Origin of the sequence: Pedobacter sp. ASV28 (genome assembly GCF_016428855.1) — a bacterium.
GTDB lineage: Bacteria > Bacteroidota > Bacteroidia > Sphingobacteriales > Sphingobacteriaceae > Pedobacter.
In genome coordinates this window covers 64,499-86,382 of record NZ_JAELTN010000003.1, presented here as the reverse complement: position 1 = coordinate 86,382, position 21,884 = coordinate 64,499, and the positions used below count along the sequence as shown (strand labels likewise).

The following is a 21,884-nucleotide window of genomic DNA, read 5'->3' as shown; positions in this document are numbered from 1 at the left end:
ATAAAATCCTGATAATAAAAATAAAAAAATGATAAATCTACTCTTGTATATTAAAATTTCAATACAATTCCTTTTCTCTAAATATTAATTCCTACTTTAACTTAGAATTATTATAGGAAATTTTATTTAGATGAAAAACTTGTTTGTTGCAATGCTATTATTCATTGCCAACCTCACCCATGCGCAAAATTTTAAATATGCTTTTGTAACCGACACCCATGTAGGCACAGCTACCGGTGAAGAAGATTTGCGAAAAACTGTTGCTGATATTAATCTTCAAACAGACATTAACTTTGTGTTGGTCACTGGCGATGTTACCGAAATGGGGACAAACAATGAGCTCAGATTGGCAAAAGAAATCCTTTCTGGCCTAAACAAACCTTTTTATGTAATTCCCGGCAATCATGATACAGGTTGGTCCGAATCTGGTGGTGTTTCTTTTATAAAGGAATTTGGCAATGACAAATTTACCTTCGACCACAATGGCTATCGATTTATAGCCTGCGCTTCCGGACCCTACGTGCGCATGAGCGATGGTCACATCCCTCGAGATGCCACTGTTTGGCTCGACAGTTTGCTCAAAAAAACACCAAAGTCAATGCCTATTGTTTTTATTAATCATTACCCAATTGACAATAGTCTTGACAATTGGTATGAAGTAACTGATCGTTTAAAAACAAGAAATATACAATATGCCATTTGCGGGCATGGCCATCAAAACAAAGCCTATAATTTTGAAGGCATTGAAGCAACCATGGGCCGTTCAAACCTTAGGGCCAAAGACAGCATTGGGGGTTACAATATTGTAAACATGACCAAAGACACTGTTTATTTCTCTACCAAAAAACCTGCCCAAGAACTATCGCCTGCCTGGAGAAAAATTCCTTTAAAAACATTTGTTAATGCAGAAAAAATTTATGAAAGACCCAACTTCTCTATCAACCAAAAGTACAACCATGTTAAGGCCATTTGGACTTACCACTCCAATGCCAATGTAGTGAACACCCCTACTTATACTGATAAATTGGTCATTTATGGCAACAGTATAGGTGCCATAGAAGCCTTGTCTATTAAAAGCGGCAAAAAAGTATGGCAATTTAATACGAAAGGAGCCATTTATTCTTCTGCTCTGGTAACAGATGGCCTCGTTATTTTCGGATCTGGTGATGGGAATATTTATGCCCTTCATGCTGACAATGGAAAACTGGCGTGGAAAACACCGGCTAAACATGCAGTATTGGGCTCGCCTATTGCCCAAGGAGCATATGTATTTATTGGTGGTAGCGACAACACTTTCAGGGCCTTAGAGATTAAAACCGGAAAAATAAAATGGGAATTCACCGAAGTAGAAGGAACCATAGTTGGCAAACCCTTAATTTATCAGGACAAGATCATTTTTGGTTCTTGGGGAAGACATCTTTATGCTTTATCGACCGAAACGGGAACCTTGCTATGGAAATGGAATAATGGAAGCGCTAACCGCATGTTCTCTCCGGCCATGTGCACTCCTGTAGCTACCAAGGGCATCGTTTACATTGCCGCACCAGACCGCATACTTACGGCTATAGATGTAAGCAACGGCAACACCCTATGGCGTAATAAAGAAGCTACAGTTAGAGAATCGATAGGTATATCAACAGACAGCACTTTGATTTATGGCAAGACCATGCAGGATGAAATTGTAGCCTACAAAACTTCTATTAGCGATCAGGGCATTGCATGGCGCTTCAATGCCGGGTATGGTTATGAACACACTCCTTCAGATCTTATGGAAAAAAATGGAAAGCTATTTTTTGGTACCAAGAACAGTGTAGTTTATGCTGTAGACCCTAAGGCCAAAACGATACTTTGGGCACATAAGATCGATAATGCCATGGTCAACACGGTAAATGTAATAGATGACAACACCTTATTGGTGAGCACCATGGATGGAAAGGTCGCTATTTTAAAATATGATAAAAAATAAGCATTGTAGCATTATTTTTTTATTATTGCAGAAAGATAAAAACCATGCAAATTAAACGCTTCATCTACTTAGTGGGCATCCTATGCCTAGCTCTCAATTCCCATGCCCAAAAAAAAGAATTCAAATTTGGGAAAGTCAGTGCCGAAGATTTTAATGCCAAACCATTTGGAATAGATTCTGCCGCTTCAGCAGTAAAGATATTCGATGTTGGCGAATGTTATTTTCAATACATACCTACCAGTGGCTTTGTCTATGTTTTTGAAAGACATGTACGTTATAAGATCATCAACAAAAATGCCTATGACCTCGCCAATTTTCAGATTAGCCTTTATAAAAGCGGCAACTCTTCTAAAGAAGATGTGATGAAAATGGAAGCTGCAACCTATAACATGGACCAAGACAAAATGGTGGTCAGCAAGCTTAATAAAGATGCTAAGTTTACAGAAGAATTCAACAAGAACTACCAAATAAAAAAATATACCCTGGCCAATGTAAAGGAAGGGTCGGTGATTGAATATAAATATAGCATCCGTTCGAACTATATTTTTAATTTAAGAGAATGGCATTTTCAAAGTGAGATCCCTACACTATATTCCGAGTACAACGTTAAAATTCCAGAATATTTGACCTATAAAACTTATTTTACCGGTTACTATAAAGTCAATCAAACAAAACATGAATCCATCAATGCCAGCTATGTCTCTGAACTATCCTCCAATGCTACTTACGATCAATATGTATTGGAAAAAGTTCCTGCATTAAAGGATGAATCTTTCATTACAACTTTAGATGATTATAGAACAGCCATTAATTTTGAACTAAGGTCTACAAATTTTCCAAATGATTTTGCCAGGGATTATACCGGATCATGGCCCAAAATTATCAAAGGCTTAGCTGATGATGAAAACTTTGGACTTTACGTGAATAAAAACTCCATTGCCAAATCTTTATTGCCAACTTTATTAAAGGGTGAAAAGGACACATTAGCAGCAGCTAATCTTATTTATAATTATGTAAAAAACAACATTAAATGGAACAAATCCTACAGGATGTATTCAAGTGAGACCAGCCCTAAGATTATTCTGGATAAAAAAACCGGTTATTCAGCTGACATCAATTTACTTCTTCTGAACCTGCTTACAGAAGCCAAAATAATGGCCAGGCCAATCCTAATTAGCACCAGAGATAATGGCGAACATCCAGGCTACCCCATGGTTTCAAAATTCAACAATGTAATTATAGGAGTAAATATAGCCGGAAAAATTATATTCCTAGATGCCACAAACAACGATCATCCATTTGGCATGGTTGCCTATGAAAACTTAAACCATCAAGGTCTTTTAATTGACTTAAAGATATTCGATGGAAGATGGATTTCCACCGAATCTAGTTTTGCTAATGAAAAGATATTTAGCTACACCCTATCTCTTGATAAGGAAAATAAGCTAAAGGGCTCAATGCTCCAGTACCATAAAGGTTATGGTGCTTTATCGTTAAGAAATAGATATCGTTCAAACACCAATGAAACAGAGTTTATCAAAAATTTCAAAAAAGATAAACAGGGCTTAGAAGTTGATAAATATAAAATCAACAACCTCGACAACTTTGATGAAGTACTTAACGAGGAACTAGAAGTAACTATAGAAGAAAATGTTGAAGAAGCAGGAAACCTGGTTTATTTAAATCCGCTTTTATATGAGCAAACCAAGAATAATTTGTTCAAACAAGATAAAAGACTTTTCCCTGTAGATTTTGGCTACCCTATTAAAGAGAGTATAAGGGCCACAATTAATTTTCCGGAAGATTATGAGATAGATAAGCTTCCAAAAGGAGGTATTTATAAATTACCCGATAACAAAGGAATGTTTAGCATTAATTTTTTAACCCAGGATAAAACAATTTTGGTTAAAAGTGTAATTGAAATCAATAAAAGTCTATTCTCGCCAGAAGAGTATTTCGATATCAGGGAACTGTTTAAAGTAATTGTAGAAAAGCAAGCAGAACAAATTGTATTCAAAAAGAAATCTTAATATGAAACTATATATATCCTTTTCGTTCCTTTCTTTTTTCTTTTGCTTAAACGCCTTTTCCCAAAATATTTATGATGTAGGTAAAATACCCGAAAGCTTAAAACAGGATGCAGTTGCAATTGTAAGAAATGAAGAGCAGGTTTATGACTATAAAACCATAGGAACTGGAAGCATCAAATATAAAATAGCCATTACAATTTTAAGCAAAGCTGGAGACGATGTTGCTGAATTTGCTGAAGTTTACGACCGTTTTTCTTCCATATATAATATCAAGGCAAGTATCTATGACGCTTCGGGAAAGAAAATCAAAGACTATAAATCTACTGACTTTAAGGATCAAAGCTTAATATCCGATTACACGATGTTTCAAGATGATCGTATTAAGCTATTAAAATTCACCAATAACAACTATCCATATACCATAGAATATAGTTATGTGCAAGACTACAACGGTATCCTATCGTTACCATCATGGCGTTCGCTAAAGGGCTATAATATTTCTACAGAAAAATCTACCTATAGCTTCCAAAGGAACAATAACTTAAATATCAGATTATTGACCAGCAAAGAACTGAATACGGATTCTACCACAGCAAATAATAAAACAACCTATACATGGACAGCCAGTAACGTTCCTGCTTTTGTAAAAGAACCATTGAGCGTTGGATTGGATCAAATATCCGCTTGGGTAAGAATTGCACCTAATCAGTTCGAATTTGATAGTTCGAAAGGAGATCTAAGTTCTTGGAAAAATCTTGGTTCATGGATATCAAAACTTAATGAAAATGGGGATGTTTTGCCCCCTGTTACCAAAACAATGGTACAAAACCTAATTAAGGATGCAAAGACCGATAAAGAGAAAATGCAAATTCTTTATAGCCATCTACAGCAAAATACTCGTTATGTGAGTGTTCAATTAGGAATAGGTGGTTTTAAACCTATTTTGGCAGAAAAAGTAGCACAAGTAAATTATGGCGATTGTAAAGCCTTATCTAATTATATGAAAGCCTTGCTTAAAGAGGCAGGAATTAAATCCAATCTCATTGTAATCGGAAGTGGGATTCCTGAGCTAAACAGGTCTTTCTCTAGTATGGGACAAGCTAACCACATGATTCTAGCCGTGCCATTTGCAAAAGACACTACATTTTTAGAATGTACCAGTCAGAATTATCCTATGGGATACATTGGCTATGATAACTCCAATAGAAATGTCCTAATGGTCACAGAAAATGGCGGACAACTCGTAAGAACCCCTAAATACCGTAGTGCAGATAATTATCAAGTTCGCAAAGCAAATATCCAATTGTTGGATGATGGATTGGCAACCATTATTATCAAATCCAATTATGGAAGTGCTCAATACGAAGATAACCTATCCAATTTATTAGCTGAACCTGCTGAAGTTCGAAAAAGAGCACTACAACATTTAGATTTTGCAGATGCGGAGCTTCAACAAATTAGATTTGAACAAGCAGATAAAACACTCCCCATCATAAATGCGGAAATTACCTATAAAACCAAGCAACTGCTCAGCAAAGGGGCCGATAAGTTTTTCTTGACCGTCAACAACATCAATAGAAAAGAAAGTGTTCCAGAAAAAATCACGAACAGAAAAACAGACTTTGCTATTTCTTTTGATTACTCGGATGAAGACGAAATTGTTTATACCTTACCTAAGGGATTTTCTATAGAATTCTTACCTAAAGACGTTAAGTTAAGTTCTGAATTTGGAGAATATAGTGCTTCGTTTTCAATGACGGAAAATACCATTACTTATAAGCGTACCCAAGTCATGAGCTCCAAGGTATTCCCTGCAGCAAAATATAACGAGTATGTAGATTTCTACAAAAAAATTTACCAGACAGATAAATTAAAAGCGGTACTGACGAAAATATAGAGCATTTTTCTTAAAAAAGCCCTAAAATGAAGTGCCCCAATAAGTGTATAACTTTTGGGGCATTTCGTAAATTAAAATTATACAAAACCTTTTCTATTTTTTCCCCACTACGACTTTAGTCATCGCATTCCAATCCAAATATTTATTGGCCATATCTTTTAGCTGTTCAGATGTAATGGTTTTAACGGTATGGATATACTTTTCATAATAAGTATAATCAAGTTCAGAAAAGTAGATATTCTTAAATTTGTCAGCATGTGAAAAAGCATTCTCCAAGCTACCCAACATCGAACCCAACATATAATTTCTAACCAGGTCCAACTCTTCCTCTTTAACCAGCTCTGCCCGAAGTACATTTATTTCTTTTTCAATCTCTTCCAGTGCCGCAGCACATACATCTGCGCCCACTTCTGTAGCCAAAAAGAAGTATCCAACCTGCTTTAACGATACCGCTCCAGAACCTATACCATAAGTATAGCCTTTATCTTCTCTAATATTGGCCATTAGCCTAGAGCCAAAATATCCCCCAAATACACAATTCAATATTTGAAAGGATGGAAAATCTGGGTGTTGACGATTAATGCTTAAATTACCCATTCGAATGGCAGATTGTAGCGCATCCGGTTTTTCCACATAAATGTCTTTTTCTACATCATACTGAAAATCAAACCTATTTTTATCTGATGGTCCATGATTTTTCCATTCTCCACCAAATACCTGATCCAGTACCAAAAAATCATTCTCTAAAAATTTTCCAGCCACAATAATGGTACAGTTTTCCGGCTGATAAGCAACATGATAATAAGCTAAAAGCTCATCCCTAAGTAATCCATTATAATGATCCAAGGTAATATCCGCACCATAAGATGAATTTCCAAAAATGGCATTTGCGAAAGTTTTACGGGCCAAGAAGTCATTCTTTTGCAAGTTGACCAATAACTTCTGTTTTTGGTTCTGCTTAAATACATCTAACTCATATTGAGGAAAGATACTTTCATTTAAGATAGACCAAACAATGGGCAATACCGACGGTAAGTGCTTAGTTAGGGTATAAAGCGTAATCGTAGTGAGGTCAGCGGCATATTCTGTTTGCAAAAAAGCACCATAATAATCTACTTTTTCTGCAATTTCTTTGGCACTTAAATTTTGTGTACCGCTGTTGATCAATCCATTTACAGCAATAGCCTGTAAAGGTTTCTCTTTATTCCAATTTACATTTTCAAAAATAAATTCAATACGTACTAGCTCCTGTTCGCCAGCATTTACAGTAAAGACCTTTATGCCATTTTTTAGCTCCTGAGCTGTTGGTTTTATAAAATTGATCTCATTTACCTGCTTAAAAGCAGGGGCAGCTGTTCTGTTAAGCATGGGCTAAATAATATAAAGTGGATGATTTTTCTTTCTTAAAAGTAGTTTGCGCAACATGCCTAATTTGTTCGGCAGTGATCGTCAAGTACTTATTGATCTCAACATTTAACAGGTTTCCATCGCCTAAAAGCTCATAATAGGCCAAGTTCATGGCTTTGTCCAACAGGCTCATTTCTGCAAAAACAATAATCGACTCGGATTTATTCTTTACCTTGGTAAGCTCCTCTTCGCTCACCAAAACAGAGGCCATTTGCACCAATTCTTCCCAAATTGCCTGTTCTGCATCAGCCATGCTTACTCCTTCTACCAACTTTCCGTCAACAATGAACAAGCCCTCATCTAAACTATTGGTAATATAGGCGTTGATTTCACTAAACAACTGCTTTTCTTTCAATAAACGATTATAAAAACGGGAAGATTGACCCTGAGATAAGATGTCAGACATCAGGTCAAAAACTTGATAATCTGCATCCAATCTAGCTGGCATTTTAAAAGCCATATAAATGGCATTTAAAGGCACATTCGCCTCAACCGTTAAATATCTGGCTTCTGTTTGCTCTAACTCTTTAGGCAGGTCCCTCAGGTATTTCTCTCCGGGTGAAATGGGTCCAAACCATTTTTCGGCAAGTAGCCTGACCTCTTCGGTTTTTACATTGCCCCCTACTACCAAAATCGCATTTTGCGGTGTATAATGTTTTTTGAAGAATGCTTTAACATCTTCCATTTTTGCATTTTCTATCTGTGCCAAATCCTGTCCTATGGTAGCCCATCTATAAGGGTGTGTTTGATAGGCCAATGGGCGTAGCTTCAACCAAACGTCACCGTAAGGCTGATTAAGATAGCGTTGCTTAAATTCTTCACATACCACATTGCGCTGCGTTTCCAAACTCTTTTCAGAGAAAGCCAGGCTTAGCATCCTGTCGCTTTCCAGCCAGAATGCAGTTTCAATATTAGCAGCCGGCAAAGTGATATAATAATTAGTAATATCGTTACTGGTAAAAGCATTGTTCTCCCCACCAACTCGTTGTAAAGGCTCGTCATAACTAGGTATATTGATCGAGCCCCCAAACATTAAATGTTCAAACAAATGTGCAAAACCAGTTCTTCCTTCTTCTTCATCCCTAGCGCCTACATCATATAATATATTCAGTACAGCCATTGGAGTGGTCTGGTCTTCATGTACCAGTACCCTTAGTCCATTAGCAAGTGTAAAACGATTAAAATTCACCATAGGGTAGCAAAGATATATTAATTGTTTAATTGCTAAATCGTTTAATTGTTGGGCAATTGTAATCTTGAAGATAAATATCCATTGTACATAAAAGACAACATCCTTTATCAACTACAATAAAATGTTATTTTTAGTTAAACTTTACGGGTAATTGACGCATAGTTAATATGCTCTGTCTACTTTTATTTATCTTTGTTTTATGAATACAGGCGATTTATTAGCAAGAGCTTTAAATTTTGATTACCTCACCAAAGAAGAGGGTGTTTTTTTATACCATCATGCCAGCACAGCCGAATTAGCTTATGTGGCAAATGAACTTAGAAAAATACAGGTTCCAAGTGGCAAGGTTACCTGGCAGATAGACAGAAATGTAAATACCACGAATGTATGCATTGCCAATTGTAAATTCTGTAATTTCTTCCGCCGTCCTGGCCATGATGAAAGCTATATTACCGATATTGAAACCTACAAGGTTAAAATTGAAGAGACCTTTCGCCTAGGTGGTGACCAATTGCTCTTACAAGGTGGGCATCATCCAGATCTAGGCTTGGAATTTTACGCCAATCTTTTTAAACAATTAAAAGAGCTTTATCCAGATTTAAAACTTCATGCCTTAGGTCCGCCCGAAATTGCGCATGTAGCTAAACTCGAAGGCATTTCCCATACCGAAGTATTAAAAGTATTAAAAGAGGCTGGCTTAGACAGCTTACCGGGTGCCGGAGCAGAAATTTTAAATGACCGTGTGCGTCGACTAATTTCCAAAGGGAAATGCGGTGGACAGGAATGGCTAGATGTAATGCGTGCCTGTCATCAATTGGACATTACCACCTCTGCCACCATGATGTTTGGGCATGTAGAGACCATAGAAGAGCGCTTTGAGCATTTGGTGTGGATACGTGAAGTACAAAGTGAAAAACCTGAAAATGCCAATGGTTTCTTAGCCTTTATCCCATGGCCTTTCCAAGATGATGGCACCTTATTAAAACGTCTTAGAGGAATTAGCAATAATATTACCGGCGACGAATATGTAAGAATGATCGCACTAAGTCGCATTATGCTGCCCAATATCAAAAACATACAGGCCAGTTGGCTAACGGTTGGCAAAACTGTGGCGCAGCTTTGCCTGCATGCCGGAGCTAATGATTTTGGTTCGATCATGATCGAAGAGAATGTAGTTTCCGCTGCCGGTGCACCACACCGATTTACTGCAAAAGGTATACAAACAGCCATTAAAGAAGCTGGGTTTGAGCCTCAATTGCGTGGGCAAAAATACAATTACCGTGAATTGCCAGAGCACTTGGAAGAACAGGTGATCAGCTATTAATGGCTTGATTTTGTTTATTTATATTAAACCAATTATACAAATGAAGAAAATTGTTCTTCTCTGTTTTCTTACATTTTATAGCATTTTTGCTATTGCACAAAAAAACTGGTTTAAACAGAAGCTTACCAATCGCTTAACCGTAAACTTTCCCTCTGCACCAGCTAAAACTGCTGGTACCACCTTTGCCCTAAAAGACAGTACAAATACAGTGTACACCGCCACTTATAGCCTTATTGCCCAAAACCTTAAAATAGATGAGAAAGCCTTTGGCAAGCTAACTACTACAAATGAATTCACCAGCGATTTTTTAAGTAGCCTACAAGCTACCCTGCCCCAGTATAACTTAGAAGAGATTAGAATTAAGCGGGAGAAAAATTATGTCAGCTACTTTACCGAGGGTAAGGATGAGACAGACAAAAAATCCATATTTATGCATATCATATTCATAGATGGCATTTACTATAGCCTTTCCTGTATATTACCCTATGGTCAAAATCCACAAAAAAAAGATATTTTTCTTAGTAGCTTTCGGCTTGCTAAATAGCTTATATCATTAAAAAAGGGAGATAATCAAATTACCCCCCTTCTACATTAAAACTTAAACAAATAGGATCTATGTTAATTTCCTGGTTTTGATAAAGATATTTGCAATATTTTTAACCGCAGAGCCCGTTAAGAACTCATCGAAAGCTTCTGCTGCTGCAGTTTGGGTCACCCCTGTTGCAATACCGGTAATCTGAATGCCCGCTATAAGGGTATTCTGTTCGCCTGCATAAACCGCATCTACTTGAGAAATTCCAGTATCATTACCATTGGGTGAATAAGAAATCCATGGCTTTAAGGCTACGCCAAGCGATGCAGCCGTCATTTGACGTAAATGTGAGGCATGACGAGCTTCTACAGAATGGATTTGTAAAGCCGTAGTTAATACAGCCATTCCCTTTAATATAGGAGCCTGACCTTTATAGGCCCTAACACCTGTATCTTCAAAAGCAGTGGCCACCTTTAAAAAAGTCTGGTAATTACTAAAAACATCTGCAAAAGCGGCACCGAAGGTCGTACTTCCCGTAAAATCAAAATCAGCATCAACATAAGGCGTAACTGCATTTGCACCTAAGGCACCTTTTAATAAATTAACATGTGCCAATTCATGGTTACGTATGGTAGTAATGGCATCCCTAGAAGCTGTAGTTGGAAAATTAATGGTAGAATTGGTTAGCGCATGGTTATAGAAATTATACTCTAGATATTCCAAAACTAATGCAAAGTTTAAAACTTCGTTTACATTAGTCGGATTGGTTTGTCCATATGCTTTTTGGAACATTGATCCTAAAGCTAAAGGTAGTGCAGCCAGGGAAATTTTCTTACCTACATTGTAAAAATCTTTCATCGCACGACGTCGTGGATTTAATCTTTCATAGATTTCTCCATCCACTTTTTCAATTTCTTCTAATATATTTAAAATATTCATGGTTCTTAAAGATTAAAGGTTAATCACATTGATTTTTGTTTTGATAAACGAACTAGCTGCAGCCAGAACTTTATCGGGCGACAATTGTCCATCCAGTCCATTGGTATTATCGGCACCAAGTGCAGAAAGACTAGATAGGTCTGCAAAACTTCCATTGGAAATCTGATCCCTTACCCATGCGGCATGACGGGCCTCTACAGAAACAATTTGACCTGCTATAACCAGGTTGTTGGCATCTCTCAGCCTGATCCCAGCCCCATTGTAGGCCGCAACACCTAAGTCCTCGAAAGTTTTGGCAGCCCCTAACACACTGCTAGCACTCGTGAAATCAATGGAAGAAAAATCCACATCCAAACTACCAATTGAACCCGTACCTAGTACTTTTTTGAAAAATTCCCTATGTGCAATCTCGTGAAACTGTACATCCTGAAAATAATTTTTTTGAACTTGTGTAAAGCCTGACGGTGGAGCTGATGCTACTTTTATATAAAAAGCGGCCTCCAATTGTTCTAATGCATAAGCATAATTTAATACACCAGCATCATCTTTAAAATCTAGTGTTACACCAAAATCAGTATATACACGCCTATCTTTCTTACAGCCTGCTGCCACTAGAGCCACCACCGCGGCTCCTGCACCCGCATACCGTAAAAAGGAGCGACGCTCCAATTTAGCCTCTAAAATACCAGGCTCTTTTTCGAGTATTTTTTGGTTCTCATTTAAACTTTCCATAACATGAATTTTAAGGTTTTAGTTAAAAGGTTATTTACAAGACCTACGAGAGTTATTCAATTTTGGTTTTTGAAAAACAGAAATATTTTCTATTACCTCTATTTTTTGATAAATTGAGCGAAACTAAACTATGCAATCACTAAATGCCATAATTGTTGACGATGAAGAGTTTGCAAGATCTTCACTCTATTTTTTACTACAGGAAAACTGTCCGGGAATTAATATTTGTGGCATTGCCAAGTCGGTTAGTGAGGCTCGCCTATTACTCCAAAACAATAATATAGACCTTATTTTCCTGGATATTGCCATGCCTGGCGACAATGGTTTTTCGCTCATTCCACAAGCACAAGCTGCCAACGCAACGGTTATCTTCACCACAGCCTATGACCAATATGCACTCAAAGCCATTAAAGCCAATGCACTAGATTATCTGCTCAAACCTATTGACATTGATGAACTGGTTGCCGCTGTAAAAAAAGCAGATCATTATCATTTGTTCAATCAGGCCAATACGCAGAGCAGAAATGAAAGTTTGAAAAACTTGGAAAAAGACCTAAAAGACAATAAAGGCATTAACAAGATTACACTTCCTAGTGGACAAGGCTACAGATTGGTAGAAATAGATGAAATTATCCATATAGAAGCAGATAGTAATTATTCCATTTTCCATTTGGTTAGCCTGGAAAAGATTACTGTATCAAAAGTATTAAAAGACTTTGAGGAAATTTTACCAGATGACAAGTTTGTAAGAATTCATAAATCTAGCATCGTAAACCTTAAATATGTAAAAGAATACAACAATAAGAACGGCTTGGTGTTACTTCTTAAGAACGGAGAAAGTATAACGGTTTCCAGACGTAGAGCAAGTGATTTTTTTGAAAAGATCAAGGTTTATACCAAAACTACCCCATGAAACGTAACAGTTGCTCATATCTTATACTTGTATTGCTTTGTGCACTATTCCCTTTAGTCCATACAGTTGCCCAAAAAATATACCTGCCACATTATACCACAAAAGATGGCCTGCCCAGCAACAATTGCTATTATACCCTACAAGATAGAAAAGGGTATATCTGGATAGCAACAGATGCTGGTGTAAGCAGATTTGACGGAGCTGTATTTGAAAATTTTTCTGTAGACGATGGTTTACCCGACAATCAGATTTTGCAGCTTCGTGAAGATAGTAAGGGCCGTATTTGGTTTCTGGCGCTTAATGGTCAGCTCAGCTATTTCTATAACGGAAAAATATTCAATCAATACACAGACAAACAGCTGGAAAGCCTAAACTTTAACAGTGTAATTGTCTCATTCTTTGAAGATAGTAAAAGTAGATTTTGGTTTGGCACCAATAATAACATTATTGGTCTTTGGGATGGCAAGAAAACCACCAAACTCTACCCCCCAAATAAAAACGATAAATATCAGAATATCTTCATTTATGAAGATGCGAAACATGACATCTGGGCCATCAACAACAATTCCAATTATATTTACAAACAGAATGGTTTTGTGCGAACTCAAAATCCGTCTTATCCTATTTCACATAAGACCCTGCAATATCGAAGAGATAAATCAATCTATTTGATTGATAAAAAAGGTCTGCACATTACCAACAATAATGTTAACACGCTGATCATCGCCTTAGACAGTAATCTGCTAAATACAGGTTTGGGCTATATTCATGCCGATGGAAAAGAACTTTGGTTATCCACCAACAATGGTGCGTACGGTATAAAATACAATGGAGAAACTAGGCAGTTTTTACAAGGCATTATTGTAAATCAAGTAGAAAAAGACAAAGAAGGAAATATTTGGTTTACCACTAAAAACGGCATTTATAAATTACCTAAGCTGAAAGACCAGCTATATATCTTAAATCATGAGAACGGGCTTAGTAACAATACCATAAAGAGCATTGTTAAAGACAACAAAAATAGGTTATGGCTGGGATCGGTAAACGGCGGTATTGATATATTAGACTTAAAGAGCAGAAAAGTCAGTGCATTACAATTGCCAAATGCTTCTAAATTTAGCACCATAAAGCAGTTGGTTCCGGACCAAAAAAACAATAAAATGTTTTTTGCTTCAGACTATGGCCTAGGCTACATCAACATCGATTATCCCAAAACAAAAAAACTTCACTTTTTAAGAGAAACCAACAACCTGGTTTACGTGGTCAAGAACTTTGCCATAGATACGACTACCAAATTGGCTTTATCGTTGTCATCTGCAGTCGTTATTCTTAACGACAGAGAAAAATTGGAATTTTCATCCTTAAAATACAAAGAACAACAAGACTTTTTTAAAGACAGGTCATATCGGGTTTTTTACGACTCCCAGCAAAGCCTATGGTTTTCAAATATTAGCGGCTTATCAGAATTTAGCCATAACAAGCTGAATAAGCATTACGAAAAATATCCTTTGCTTACCAAAAGGATAAACGACATGCAGGAATTGCAGAGTGGTACAATGGTAATGGCAACAGATGGCTATGGTCTTATTATTTTCGAAAATGGTAAAATCACCCAGAACATTACCCATAAAAATGGGCTCAACAATAACATCGTAAACAAGGTGTTCACGAAAGAAGACTACTTGTGGACGATTGGCAATACAGGGATCAATAGAATTTCAATTGATAAAAACCGCACCAAGATCAGTTCCTACGATGATGTAAACGGCATGCTATCCGATGATTTAAACGATCTCTATATTGATAAGGATACAGCATATTTTGCAACCAATAATGGCCTGATCTACTTTGCTTATAACCATACTTTACAGGAGACCCAAGCCCCGAAGGTCTATATCACTTCTATTATCAACAACAGGCAAAAGCTCGATCTAGGCCACGGATCCTTTACTTTAAAACCAAATGAGCAGAGTATTATATTGAACTACAGCGCTATTGACTTTAAAAATAGGAACATTAGCTATCGATATCGTTTAAAAGGTAATGGGAATTGGGTAGAAACCAAAAGCCGAAGATTGGAATTATCATCCCTTGAACCTGGCGAATATACCTTCGAGGTAAGTGCAAAAAGCCAAGATAGTGGATGGAGCGAGCCAGCTAAAGTTAAATTTGTACTACAAAAGCATTTTTATCAAACCTGGTGGTTCTTAGCTATGCTAATTGGCATAGGAGCATACTTTATATATGTGGTAACGGTGAAGATGACCAGACAACAAAAAAACAAGGAACAGGAACAACTACTTTTGAAGAATAAAATTCTGATGCTTGAACAAAAGGCATTACAGGCCATGATGAATCCACATTTCGTATTTAACGTCATGAATTCTATACAACACTACATCAACACCAAAAATACTTCTTCTGCCAATAAGGTGCTGACCGGTTTTGCCAAATTGATTAGAAAGAACCTCGAAGTCTGTACCAAAAGCTATATTACCCTAGATGAAGAAATTGAATACCTCAATCTTTACCTTAATCTAGAAAAATATAGGTTCGGAGATCAGTTTCAATACCATATACATCTAGCAGAAGATATTGATAAAGAAGACACTTTTATTCCTTCCATGTTATTACAACCCTATATAGAAAACGCCATATGGCATGGAATTATGCCCAAGCAGGAAGGTGGAGAAGTTACTATCGATATTTCTAATCAAAATGACGAATATTTATTGATCAAGATCATTGACGATGGGGTTGGCATCGATAATTCATTAAAGAACAAAAAAGAAAGCCATGAGAGCAAAGGCATGACCTTGACCAATGAAAGGATAAACCTATTGAACAAAATTGAAGCAAAACCTATACACCTTAGTGTACAACAGAATGGAAAAGTAGGCACTATAGTTACCATTTCCATACCTTTCCTACCCTAAATTACCGTTTACTCAAATATCACTACCACTTACTAAATAGAAGTGTCCCTTGAGTCTTTTTTGTACTAAACTTGTTATAAGATATTAAACAAACATTAATTGTTTGTTCTAAGAACGTTCTTATAGGATTGACAAAGATATTTTTTTAACCTAACCTAAAAGTATATCTCAATTCAGGTTTCATTTGTGTGTTAAAAGCGTCCCGATTTTAAAAATTAGGACGCTTTTTTATTTTTGGCCCAGATCAAACCTGTTAAAATATAACACTTCAAAAAGCGTTAATAAAAAGTAAAAAAAAATTTCTGCAAAAATGTTTTTATTATAATTTTGACCCTAGCTAAAAAAACTAAAAAACAATGTTTGTTTTCTCTAATGAAAAGATTTTTGTATTTTAGATAGCGCATTTAACTTTCGAACTATTAACAATTTTTTGTGTAATGAAAACGCCAAAAAAACCTATCCAGCAAAAGCCAACGGGCAAGCCAAATTCTAAGAAAGAAGAATTGGATGATGATTATGATGACATCCAAGATGAGAAAAATGTAGATGAGGATGAAGATGACTTTGACATGCCTCTTGATGATCTAGATACCTTCGAGAGTTATGATGACGAAGACGAAGATTATTAACCAGAATCCATAAAGAACTCAACATAAAAAGCATCCTTTTAGGGTGCTTTTTATGTTAAAAATTAAGCCTATAGCATGAAGATTGTAGCCGTTGAAGATACCCTTAGCCAGCAAAAATTCCTTAACATCGTCAATAAATTATATCAACATGATCCTGCCTATATCCGCCCACTAGACCAAGATGTAGAAAAAGTATTTGATCCAAACAAAAACTCTTTTTTCACCCATGGGCAATGTACCAGATGGATCTTGCTAGATGAGCAAAACGAAACGATTGGAAGAGTGGCAGCCTTTATTAATGAAAAAAAGGCATATTCTTATGATATACCTACTGGTGGAATGGGTTTTTTTGAATGCATAAATGATCAAAATGCGGCATTCCTGTTATTTGAAACGGCAAAAAAATGGCTACAAGCTAAAGGGATGAAGGCAATGGAGGGGCCTATAAACTTTGGCGAGAATGATAATTTTTGGGGACTTTTGATAGAAGGCTTTATTCCCGCGTCCTATGGCATGAACTATCACCTTCCTTATTATCATCAGTTTTTTACCGCTTATGGTTTTGAAACCGTTTATGAGCAACTCACCAATATTATAGATTTAACCATTCCTTTTCCTGCCAGGTTTACCAAAATTGCCAATTGGGTAGCCTCAAAACCCAATTATTCCTTCCAACATTTCAGCAAAAAAAATGCAGAGAAATACATCGACGATCTCATGGAAATCTATAATGACGGATGGAAAGATTTTGAGAACTTCGTTCCTATAAAGAGGGAAACCCTGCAAGAAAGTTTCAGGCAAATGGCAGTGATTATGGATGAGCACCTGATCTGGTTTGCCTATCACAATGGCGACCCAGCATCATTTGTAGTCATCATTCCAGATGCCAATCAAATGATCAAAGGATTTAATGGCAAACTTGGATTATTGGAAAAGCTAAAATTTGCCTATAGGCGATGGGCTGGGGTAAAACGTATGAGGGCCATTGTAATGGGCACCAAACAAGCTTATCAAAAACATGGTCTGGAGTCTGCCTTGTTCATAAAGCTTGGAGAATATGTATTGCCTAAAAATCAGTATACGGAACTGGAACTTTCATGGGTCGGCGACTTTAATGAAAAAATGCTTGCCATACATGAAGCAACCGGGGCTAAATTTGGGAAGAAACACCTCACCATGAAAAAAATATTCTAACCTAAAGCAATTCCAGATAGCAGCCCTGACTGTTTCTTTATAATGCGTTTTAGGGCATATAGCGCTGCTATCTGGAAGATTATTACGGCTAAATGTTGATCGAGATGCCCAAAAGCTGATAAAACTCCTTTAAAATTGCGGGATGTCCGGGCCATGCTGGCGAAGTCACTAAGTTTCCATCTACAATAGCAGCATCGGCTGGTATATTTTTCCATGTACCGCCTGCCAAATTAATATCCGGTCCTACCGCTACATAGGCTGTCAATGTCCTACCCTTCAGCACACCAGCTGCCGTTAGTATCTGTATGCCATGACAAATGGCCGCAACAGGTTTATTTTCATTAAAAAAATGACGCGTATAATCCAGTACTTTTTCATTTAACCTAATGTATTCTGGAGCCCTGCCCCCACAAACGTATAGACCATCATAATCTGACAAATTAACTTCATCAAAGTTCTTGTTAAGCACAAAATTGTGCCCTCTCAATTCTATGTAAGTTTGATCACCTACAAAATCGTGTACCGCAGTAGGCACTACCTCTCCAGCCTTCTTATCTGGACACACCACATCAACTTGCAAACCAATAGATTTTAAGGCCTGAAAAGGCACCATTACTTCGTAATCTTCTACAAAGTCGCCTGCTAACATTAAAATTCTTTTACTCATAACATTTTTATTTATGTTATAAATTTAACCTTTTGAGCAAGGAATATTGTTAACTGAATGTTATTTTAAGAGCTATGTACCTATCTATGGTAAGGTTTTCGATAGATTCATTTTTTATTATAGTCCTAGTTTTTCGTAAAGATCAATCACCTTTTTCTGAAGTTTTACGACTTCCTTTTCCTTGTCGGCAAGCTTATTTTTTAGCTCTACAAATTCATCTATTGTATTTTCGGATACTTCGCTTACTATATCTTTTGATAGGATAGAAATAATGGAAACCTGAAAATATTTGGCGATCTGTGCCAACCTAGAAAGATTGATATCAGTTAGTCCTGCCTCTATCTTGGAAAGTGCCGCAACAGAAATACCTAAGGCAAGGGCAACTTCAGTTTGACCAATTCCTTTGGCCAAGCGCAGGTGCTTGATGCTGCTGCCTACTTGTTTTGTAAGTAAATTCGTTGCCAATGCCCTAATTTTAAGATTTCAGTTCCTTAGCCAAAGTCAGCAGATCCATTCCCGCATAATTACCTGAGCTCATCAAAAGTAGATTTGCATTTTTAAAATCTAGGTTTTTAAGATATTCTTCCAGCTTAGACCGGTTACTAAAAAACAGAATGTTATTATCGTTAAAAGCCAACTGGATGTCATTGGCCGTTAATGGTTCCATCTGTTTTTGAGTAAAAGTATGGTCGTCTATATATACGATCGCTACATCCGCAGCCTTCATCGAATCTTTGTACTCTTGCAAAAACACCTTATTTAAGCTACTGAAAGTATGCAACTCGATCATGGCCACCAATTTTCTTCCCTTAAATTGATCTTTCACTGCATTTAGTGTGGCTTTGAGTTTAGAAGGAGAATGTGCAAAGTCTTTATAAACATTGGTTTGGTTTACCGCGCTTAATAATTCTAATCTTTTAGCAGCTCCAGAAAATGAGGCTATCGCTTTATAGAATTCTTCCTGGCCAATCCCCAATTGTTCACAAACGAGTTTGGCCGCATTCAAGTTCATTAGGTTATGGTCGCCAAATACTTTTAAAGGTGTTCTTTGCGGTAAAAGATAGGTAATTCCATCAATTACCTCATGTTCCGGAATAGCATAGGGTATTTTTTCTATACTTGCGGTCGACTGTTCAACCGTAAGCTTTAGTTCAATATCATTATCACAATAGATCAGTTTTCCCCTTGGGGTAATGGTATCAATAAATTTCGAAAACTGTAATACATAGTCTTCGAAAGTTGGGAAAACATTAATATGGTCCCAGGCAATCCCACTAATTACAGCAATATTAGCATGATATAGATGGAATTTTGGCCTTCTATCTATTGGAGAGGCAAGGTATTCATCGCCTTCAATAATAATTACGGGAGCCGAATCGGTAATCTTCACCATGGTATCAAATCCATTCAATTGCGCGCCTACCAAATAATCAAAATCTTTTTGATAATAATTTAGCACATGCAAGATCATGGAAGTAATGGTCGTTTTGCCATGGCTCCCGCCTATTACCACCCTTAATTTATCTTTAGATTGCTCATAGATATAAGCAGGGTAAGAATATATTTTTAGTCCCAGCTCTTGCGCTTTTAATAGTTCTGGATTATCTATACGGGCATGCATCCCCAAGATCACCACATCAATATCGGAACCAATCCTCCGTTCGTCCCAACCCATTTGAGCTGGCAATAAGCCATATTTTGCTAATCTGCTACTGGAAGGTTCGTAAATTACATCATCAGATCCTGTAACCTCAAAACCTTTTTTATGTAGGGCAATGGCCAAATTGTGCATGGCCGCACCACCTACTGCTATTAAATGTATCCGCATATGATGTTTAGAATTGGAAAGCTGAAAGGTTGTAGTTCTCTTATATCTTCTTACCGCCTTTCAGCTTTATCACCTTACTGTCTAACTTTTTACAAACTTTGCTGCTACCCAATCATTAATTTTCTTATGGCTTACATAATAGAGGCCAAATTGCTCACAGTGTACCTTAATGATATCCAAATCTGGTGTTTCATAAAAACCACTAAAGAAGATCTCTCCATCAATTTTTAGCACTTCTGCATAACGATAAATTTGATCCAAAAGGATATTTCGGTTGATATTAGCCAAAATGATATCAAAGGTTTCATCTGGAATAGCCTCCTTACTCCCACAAAGTGAAACTAAATTATCAACATGATTTAATTGGGCATTGTCTATTGCACTTTCATAGCAGACTTCATCGTAATCAATAGCAACTACCTGTTTAGCTCCGCGTTTAGAAGCCAAAATCCCCAAAATAGCTGTTCCAGCGCCCATATCCAGTACCTTTTTGCCAAGAAAATCTGTTTCCAGTATATATTGCATCATCATTGTGGTTGTTTGATGATGCCCGGTACCAAAGGCCATTTTAGGATCAATTACAATTTCATAACGATATTTAGGCTTTGCCTCGTGAAAAGTTGCCCTTACATAACAGTCATCACTAATAATCAAAGGGCTAAAATTCTTCTCCCATTCTTCGTTCCAATTCTGCGAAGCAATGGGCTTCACTTCATAATGACATTCAAAATCTTGCTCGGCAAGCATCCGCTCCAACTCAGCCTCCTCAAATTGTTGCTCCACCACAAAGGCGTCAAAACCCGTAGGCGTATCTTCAAAGGTATCGAAACCTATTTCCGCAAGCTCCGCTATCAGAATATCTTGTTGATAATCTTCAATATGATCAAAGCCAAAACTAACCTTTATATAGTTCATTAGGAATTTAATGCTTTAACGATATCTGTAAAATCACGTGATTTTAAAGAAGCCCCTCCAATTAAACCACCATCGATGTCATGTTGGGCAAAAAGCTCCGGAGCATTTTTGGCATTACAGCTTCCACCATATAGGATAGTAGTATCATCAGCTATATTCACCCCATATTTAGACTCAATTTTTGCCCTAATAAAAGCATGGATATCCTGTGCCTGCTCTGGCGTAGCCGTTAAGCCTGTACCAATGGCCCAAACTGGTTCATAAGCCAAAACAATCTTCGAAAAATCTTCAGCACTTAAATTAAATACACCATCTGTAAGCTGTCTTTCAATTACCTGAAAATAACTGCCGCTATTTCTTTCATCCAAGGTTTCTCCTATACAAAAGATAGGTGTTAAATTATGTTTTAAAGCAGTTGTCGTTTTTTCGGACAATAATACATCAGTTTCAGCAAAATACTGTCTGCGTTCTGAGTGTCCAATAATTACATAGTCGCTTCCGGTAGATTTGATCATTTTTGCAGAAATTTCGCCAGTGTAGGCACCACTTTCGTTCTGATGGCAATTTTGTGCCCCAATTTTCACTACTCCAGACGACAGCTGTGCCAAACTGTTCAAATGAATAAACGGTGCACAGATTACCGCTACCTGATCACCTTTTTTCTCGTCTCTTACCATGTTGACGATTTCAGAAAATAACGATATGCCTTCGTTATAATCCATGTTCATTTTCCAGTTTCCAGCTACTATTTTTTTTCTCATTATAATATTATATAAGGTTTGA

The 21,884-nt window shown here is 37.0% G+C and carries 18 protein-coding genes; 9 read left to right on the top strand and 9 right to left on the bottom strand.

The window, feature by feature from the left end; all coding sequences use genetic code 11:
* The first annotated feature begins 130 nt into the window (after positions 1–130).
* From JHD79_RS01950 to JHD79_RS01940, 3 genes are read left to right on the top strand one after another with little or no spacing between them, the layout of a single operon-like run.
* Positions 131–1,966: a PQQ-binding-like beta-propeller repeat protein gene (locus JHD79_RS01950; protein ID WP_199117411.1), complete on the top strand. Its 1,836-nt coding sequence runs from the start codon at positions 131–133 to the stop codon at positions 1,964–1,966.
* A 44-nt stretch (positions 1,967–2,010) separates the two neighbouring features.
* On the top strand, positions 2,011–3,996 hold the full coding sequence (locus JHD79_RS01945; protein WP_199117410.1) for a DUF3857 domain-containing protein: 1,986 nt from the start codon (positions 2,011–2,013) through the stop codon (positions 3,994–3,996).
* Between the two features lies 1 nt (position 3,997).
* Positions 3,998–5,893 (top strand): DUF3857 domain-containing protein, encoded by a 1,896-nt coding sequence (locus JHD79_RS01940; RefSeq protein WP_199117409.1) that lies wholly within the window; start codon positions 3,998–4,000, stop codon positions 5,891–5,893.
* Positions 5,894–5,986: 93 nt separating this feature from the next.
* Here the strand turns inward: JHD79_RS01940 and JHD79_RS01935 are convergent, their stop codons facing one another.
* Both JHD79_RS01935 and JHD79_RS01930 read right to left on the bottom strand, forming a co-directional pair.
* The gene (locus JHD79_RS01935; RefSeq protein ID WP_199117408.1) at positions 5,987–7,261 is read right to left on the bottom strand and encodes a pitrilysin family protein; all 1,275 of its coding nucleotides are present in this window, start codon (positions 7,259–7,261) and stop codon (positions 5,987–5,989) included.
* Positions 7,254–8,492 carry a pitrilysin family protein gene (locus JHD79_RS01930; RefSeq protein ID WP_199117407.1) on the bottom strand — a complete coding sequence of 413 codons (1,239 nt, stop codon included), beginning with the start codon at positions 8,490–8,492 and terminating at the stop codon, positions 7,254–7,256. The genes JHD79_RS01935 and JHD79_RS01930 overlap by 8 nt, the downstream gene beginning before the upstream one ends.
* Before the next feature lie 199 nt (positions 8,493–8,691).
* On the opposite strand from JHD79_RS01930, the gene JHD79_RS01925 reads away from it, so the two are divergent.
* Positions 8,692–9,816: a CofH family radical SAM protein gene (locus JHD79_RS01925; RefSeq protein WP_199117406.1), complete on the top strand. Its 1,125-nt coding sequence runs from the start codon at positions 8,692–8,694 to the stop codon at positions 9,814–9,816.
* Positions 9,817–9,856: 40 nt separating this feature from the next.
* On the top strand, positions 9,857–10,360 hold the full coding sequence (locus JHD79_RS01920) for a hypothetical protein (RefSeq protein WP_199117405.1): 504 nt from the start codon (positions 9,857–9,859) through the stop codon (positions 10,358–10,360).
* Between the two features lie 69 nt (positions 10,361–10,429).
* Here the strand turns inward: JHD79_RS01920 and JHD79_RS01915 are convergent, their stop codons facing one another.
* Complete coding sequence (locus JHD79_RS01915) at positions 10,430–11,287, bottom strand: ferritin-like domain-containing protein (protein ID WP_199117404.1); 858 nt, start codon at positions 11,285–11,287, stop codon at positions 10,430–10,432.
* A 12-nt stretch (positions 11,288–11,299) separates the two neighbouring features.
* Complete coding sequence (locus JHD79_RS01910; protein ID WP_199117403.1) at positions 11,300–12,019, bottom strand: ferritin-like domain-containing protein; 720 nt, start codon at positions 12,017–12,019, stop codon at positions 11,300–11,302.
* Positions 12,020–12,149: 130 nt separating this feature from the next.
* On the opposite strand from JHD79_RS01910, the gene JHD79_RS01905 reads away from it, so the two are divergent.
* The 4 genes from JHD79_RS01905 to JHD79_RS01890 all read left to right on the top strand — a co-directional run bounded on the left by JHD79_RS01905 (position 12,150) and on the right by JHD79_RS01890 (position 17,691).
* Positions 12,150–12,932, top strand: a complete 783-nt coding sequence (locus JHD79_RS01905) for a LytTR family DNA-binding domain-containing protein (RefSeq protein WP_199117402.1) — start codon at positions 12,150–12,152, stop codon at positions 12,930–12,932.
* Entirely contained in the window at positions 12,929–15,868 is a 2,940-nt protein-coding gene (locus JHD79_RS01900; RefSeq protein WP_199117401.1) for a sensor histidine kinase, read from the top strand. The genes JHD79_RS01905 and JHD79_RS01900 overlap by 4 nt, the downstream gene beginning before the upstream one ends.
* A 437-nt stretch (positions 15,869–16,305) precedes the next feature.
* Complete coding sequence (locus JHD79_RS01895; RefSeq protein ID WP_199117400.1) at positions 16,306–16,497, top strand: hypothetical protein; 192 nt, start codon at positions 16,306–16,308, stop codon at positions 16,495–16,497.
* 75 nt (positions 16,498–16,572) lie between these two features.
* Positions 16,573–17,691, top strand: a complete 1,119-nt coding sequence (locus JHD79_RS01890) for a GNAT family N-acetyltransferase (protein WP_199117399.1) — start codon at positions 16,573–16,575, stop codon at positions 17,689–17,691.
* 88 nt (positions 17,692–17,779) lie between these two features.
* On the opposite strand, the gene JHD79_RS01885 is transcribed toward JHD79_RS01890, so the two are convergent.
* From JHD79_RS01885 to tpiA, 5 genes are all read right to left on the bottom strand, one after another.
* Positions 17,780–18,358, bottom strand: a complete 579-nt coding sequence (locus JHD79_RS01885; RefSeq protein WP_199117398.1) for a DJ-1/PfpI family protein — start codon at positions 18,356–18,358, stop codon at positions 17,780–17,782.
* Between the two features lie 117 nt (positions 18,359–18,475).
* On the bottom strand, positions 18,476–18,823 hold the full coding sequence (locus JHD79_RS01880; protein ID WP_199117397.1) for a helix-turn-helix domain-containing protein: 348 nt from the start codon (positions 18,821–18,823) through the stop codon (positions 18,476–18,478).
* Positions 18,824–18,833: 10 nt separating this feature from the next.
* Positions 18,834–20,186, bottom strand: coding sequence for a UDP-N-acetylmuramate--L-alanine ligase (gene murC, locus JHD79_RS01875; RefSeq protein ID WP_199117396.1), 1,353 nt, complete (start codon positions 20,184–20,186; stop codon positions 18,834–18,836).
* Between the two features lie 81 nt (positions 20,187–20,267).
* Positions 20,268–21,101, bottom strand: coding sequence for a 50S ribosomal protein L11 methyltransferase (prmA, locus tag JHD79_RS01870; protein ID WP_199117395.1), 834 nt, complete (start codon positions 21,099–21,101; stop codon positions 20,268–20,270).
* Positions 21,101–21,862, bottom strand: coding sequence for a triose-phosphate isomerase (gene tpiA, locus JHD79_RS01865; protein WP_199117394.1), 762 nt, complete (start codon positions 21,860–21,862; stop codon positions 21,101–21,103). The genes prmA and tpiA overlap by 1 nt, the downstream gene beginning before the upstream one ends.
* Positions 21,863–21,884: the final 22 nt, after the last annotated feature.

Coding starts and splice junctions, on each gene's coding strand:
- JHD79_RS01950 (WP_199117411.1), top strand. CDS start 131: ATGAAAAACTTGTTTGTTGCAATGCTATTATTCATTGCCAACCTCACC.
- JHD79_RS01945 (WP_199117410.1), top strand. CDS start 2,011: ATGCAAATTAAACGCTTCATCTACTTAGTGGGCATCCTATGCCTAGCT.
- JHD79_RS01940 (WP_199117409.1), top strand. CDS start 3,998: ATGAAACTATATATATCCTTTTCGTTCCTTTCTTTTTTCTTTTGCTTA.
- JHD79_RS01935 (WP_199117408.1), bottom strand. CDS start 7,261: ATGCTTAACAGAACAGCTGCCCCTGCTTTTAAGCAGGTAAATGAGATC.
- JHD79_RS01930 (WP_199117407.1), bottom strand. CDS start 8,492: ATGGTGAATTTTAATCGTTTTACACTTGCTAATGGACTAAGGGTACTG.
- JHD79_RS01925 (WP_199117406.1), top strand. CDS start 8,692: ATGAATACAGGCGATTTATTAGCAAGAGCTTTAAATTTTGATTACCTC.
- JHD79_RS01920 (WP_199117405.1), top strand. CDS start 9,857: ATGAAGAAAATTGTTCTTCTCTGTTTTCTTACATTTTATAGCATTTTT.
- JHD79_RS01915 (WP_199117404.1), bottom strand. CDS start 11,287: ATGAATATTTTAAATATATTAGAAGAAATTGAAAAAGTGGATGGAGAA.
- JHD79_RS01910 (WP_199117403.1), bottom strand. CDS start 12,019: ATGGAAAGTTTAAATGAGAACCAAAAAATACTCGAAAAAGAGCCTGGT.
- JHD79_RS01905 (WP_199117402.1), top strand. CDS start 12,150: ATGCAATCACTAAATGCCATAATTGTTGACGATGAAGAGTTTGCAAGA.
- JHD79_RS01900 (WP_199117401.1), top strand. CDS start 12,929: ATGAAACGTAACAGTTGCTCATATCTTATACTTGTATTGCTTTGTGCA.
- JHD79_RS01895 (WP_199117400.1), top strand. CDS start 16,306: ATGAAAACGCCAAAAAAACCTATCCAGCAAAAGCCAACGGGCAAGCCA.
- JHD79_RS01890 (WP_199117399.1), top strand. CDS start 16,573: ATGAAGATTGTAGCCGTTGAAGATACCCTTAGCCAGCAAAAATTCCTT.
- JHD79_RS01885 (WP_199117398.1), bottom strand. CDS start 18,358: ATGAGTAAAAGAATTTTAATGTTAGCAGGCGACTTTGTAGAAGATTAC.
- murC (WP_199117396.1), bottom strand. CDS start 20,186: ATGCGGATACATTTAATAGCAGTAGGTGGTGCGGCCATGCACAATTTG.
- prmA (WP_199117395.1), bottom strand. CDS start 21,101: ATGAACTATATAAAGGTTAGTTTTGGCTTTGATCATATTGAAGATTAT.
- tpiA (WP_199117394.1), bottom strand. CDS start 21,862: ATGAGAAAAAAAATAGTAGCTGGAAACTGGAAAATGAACATGGATTAT.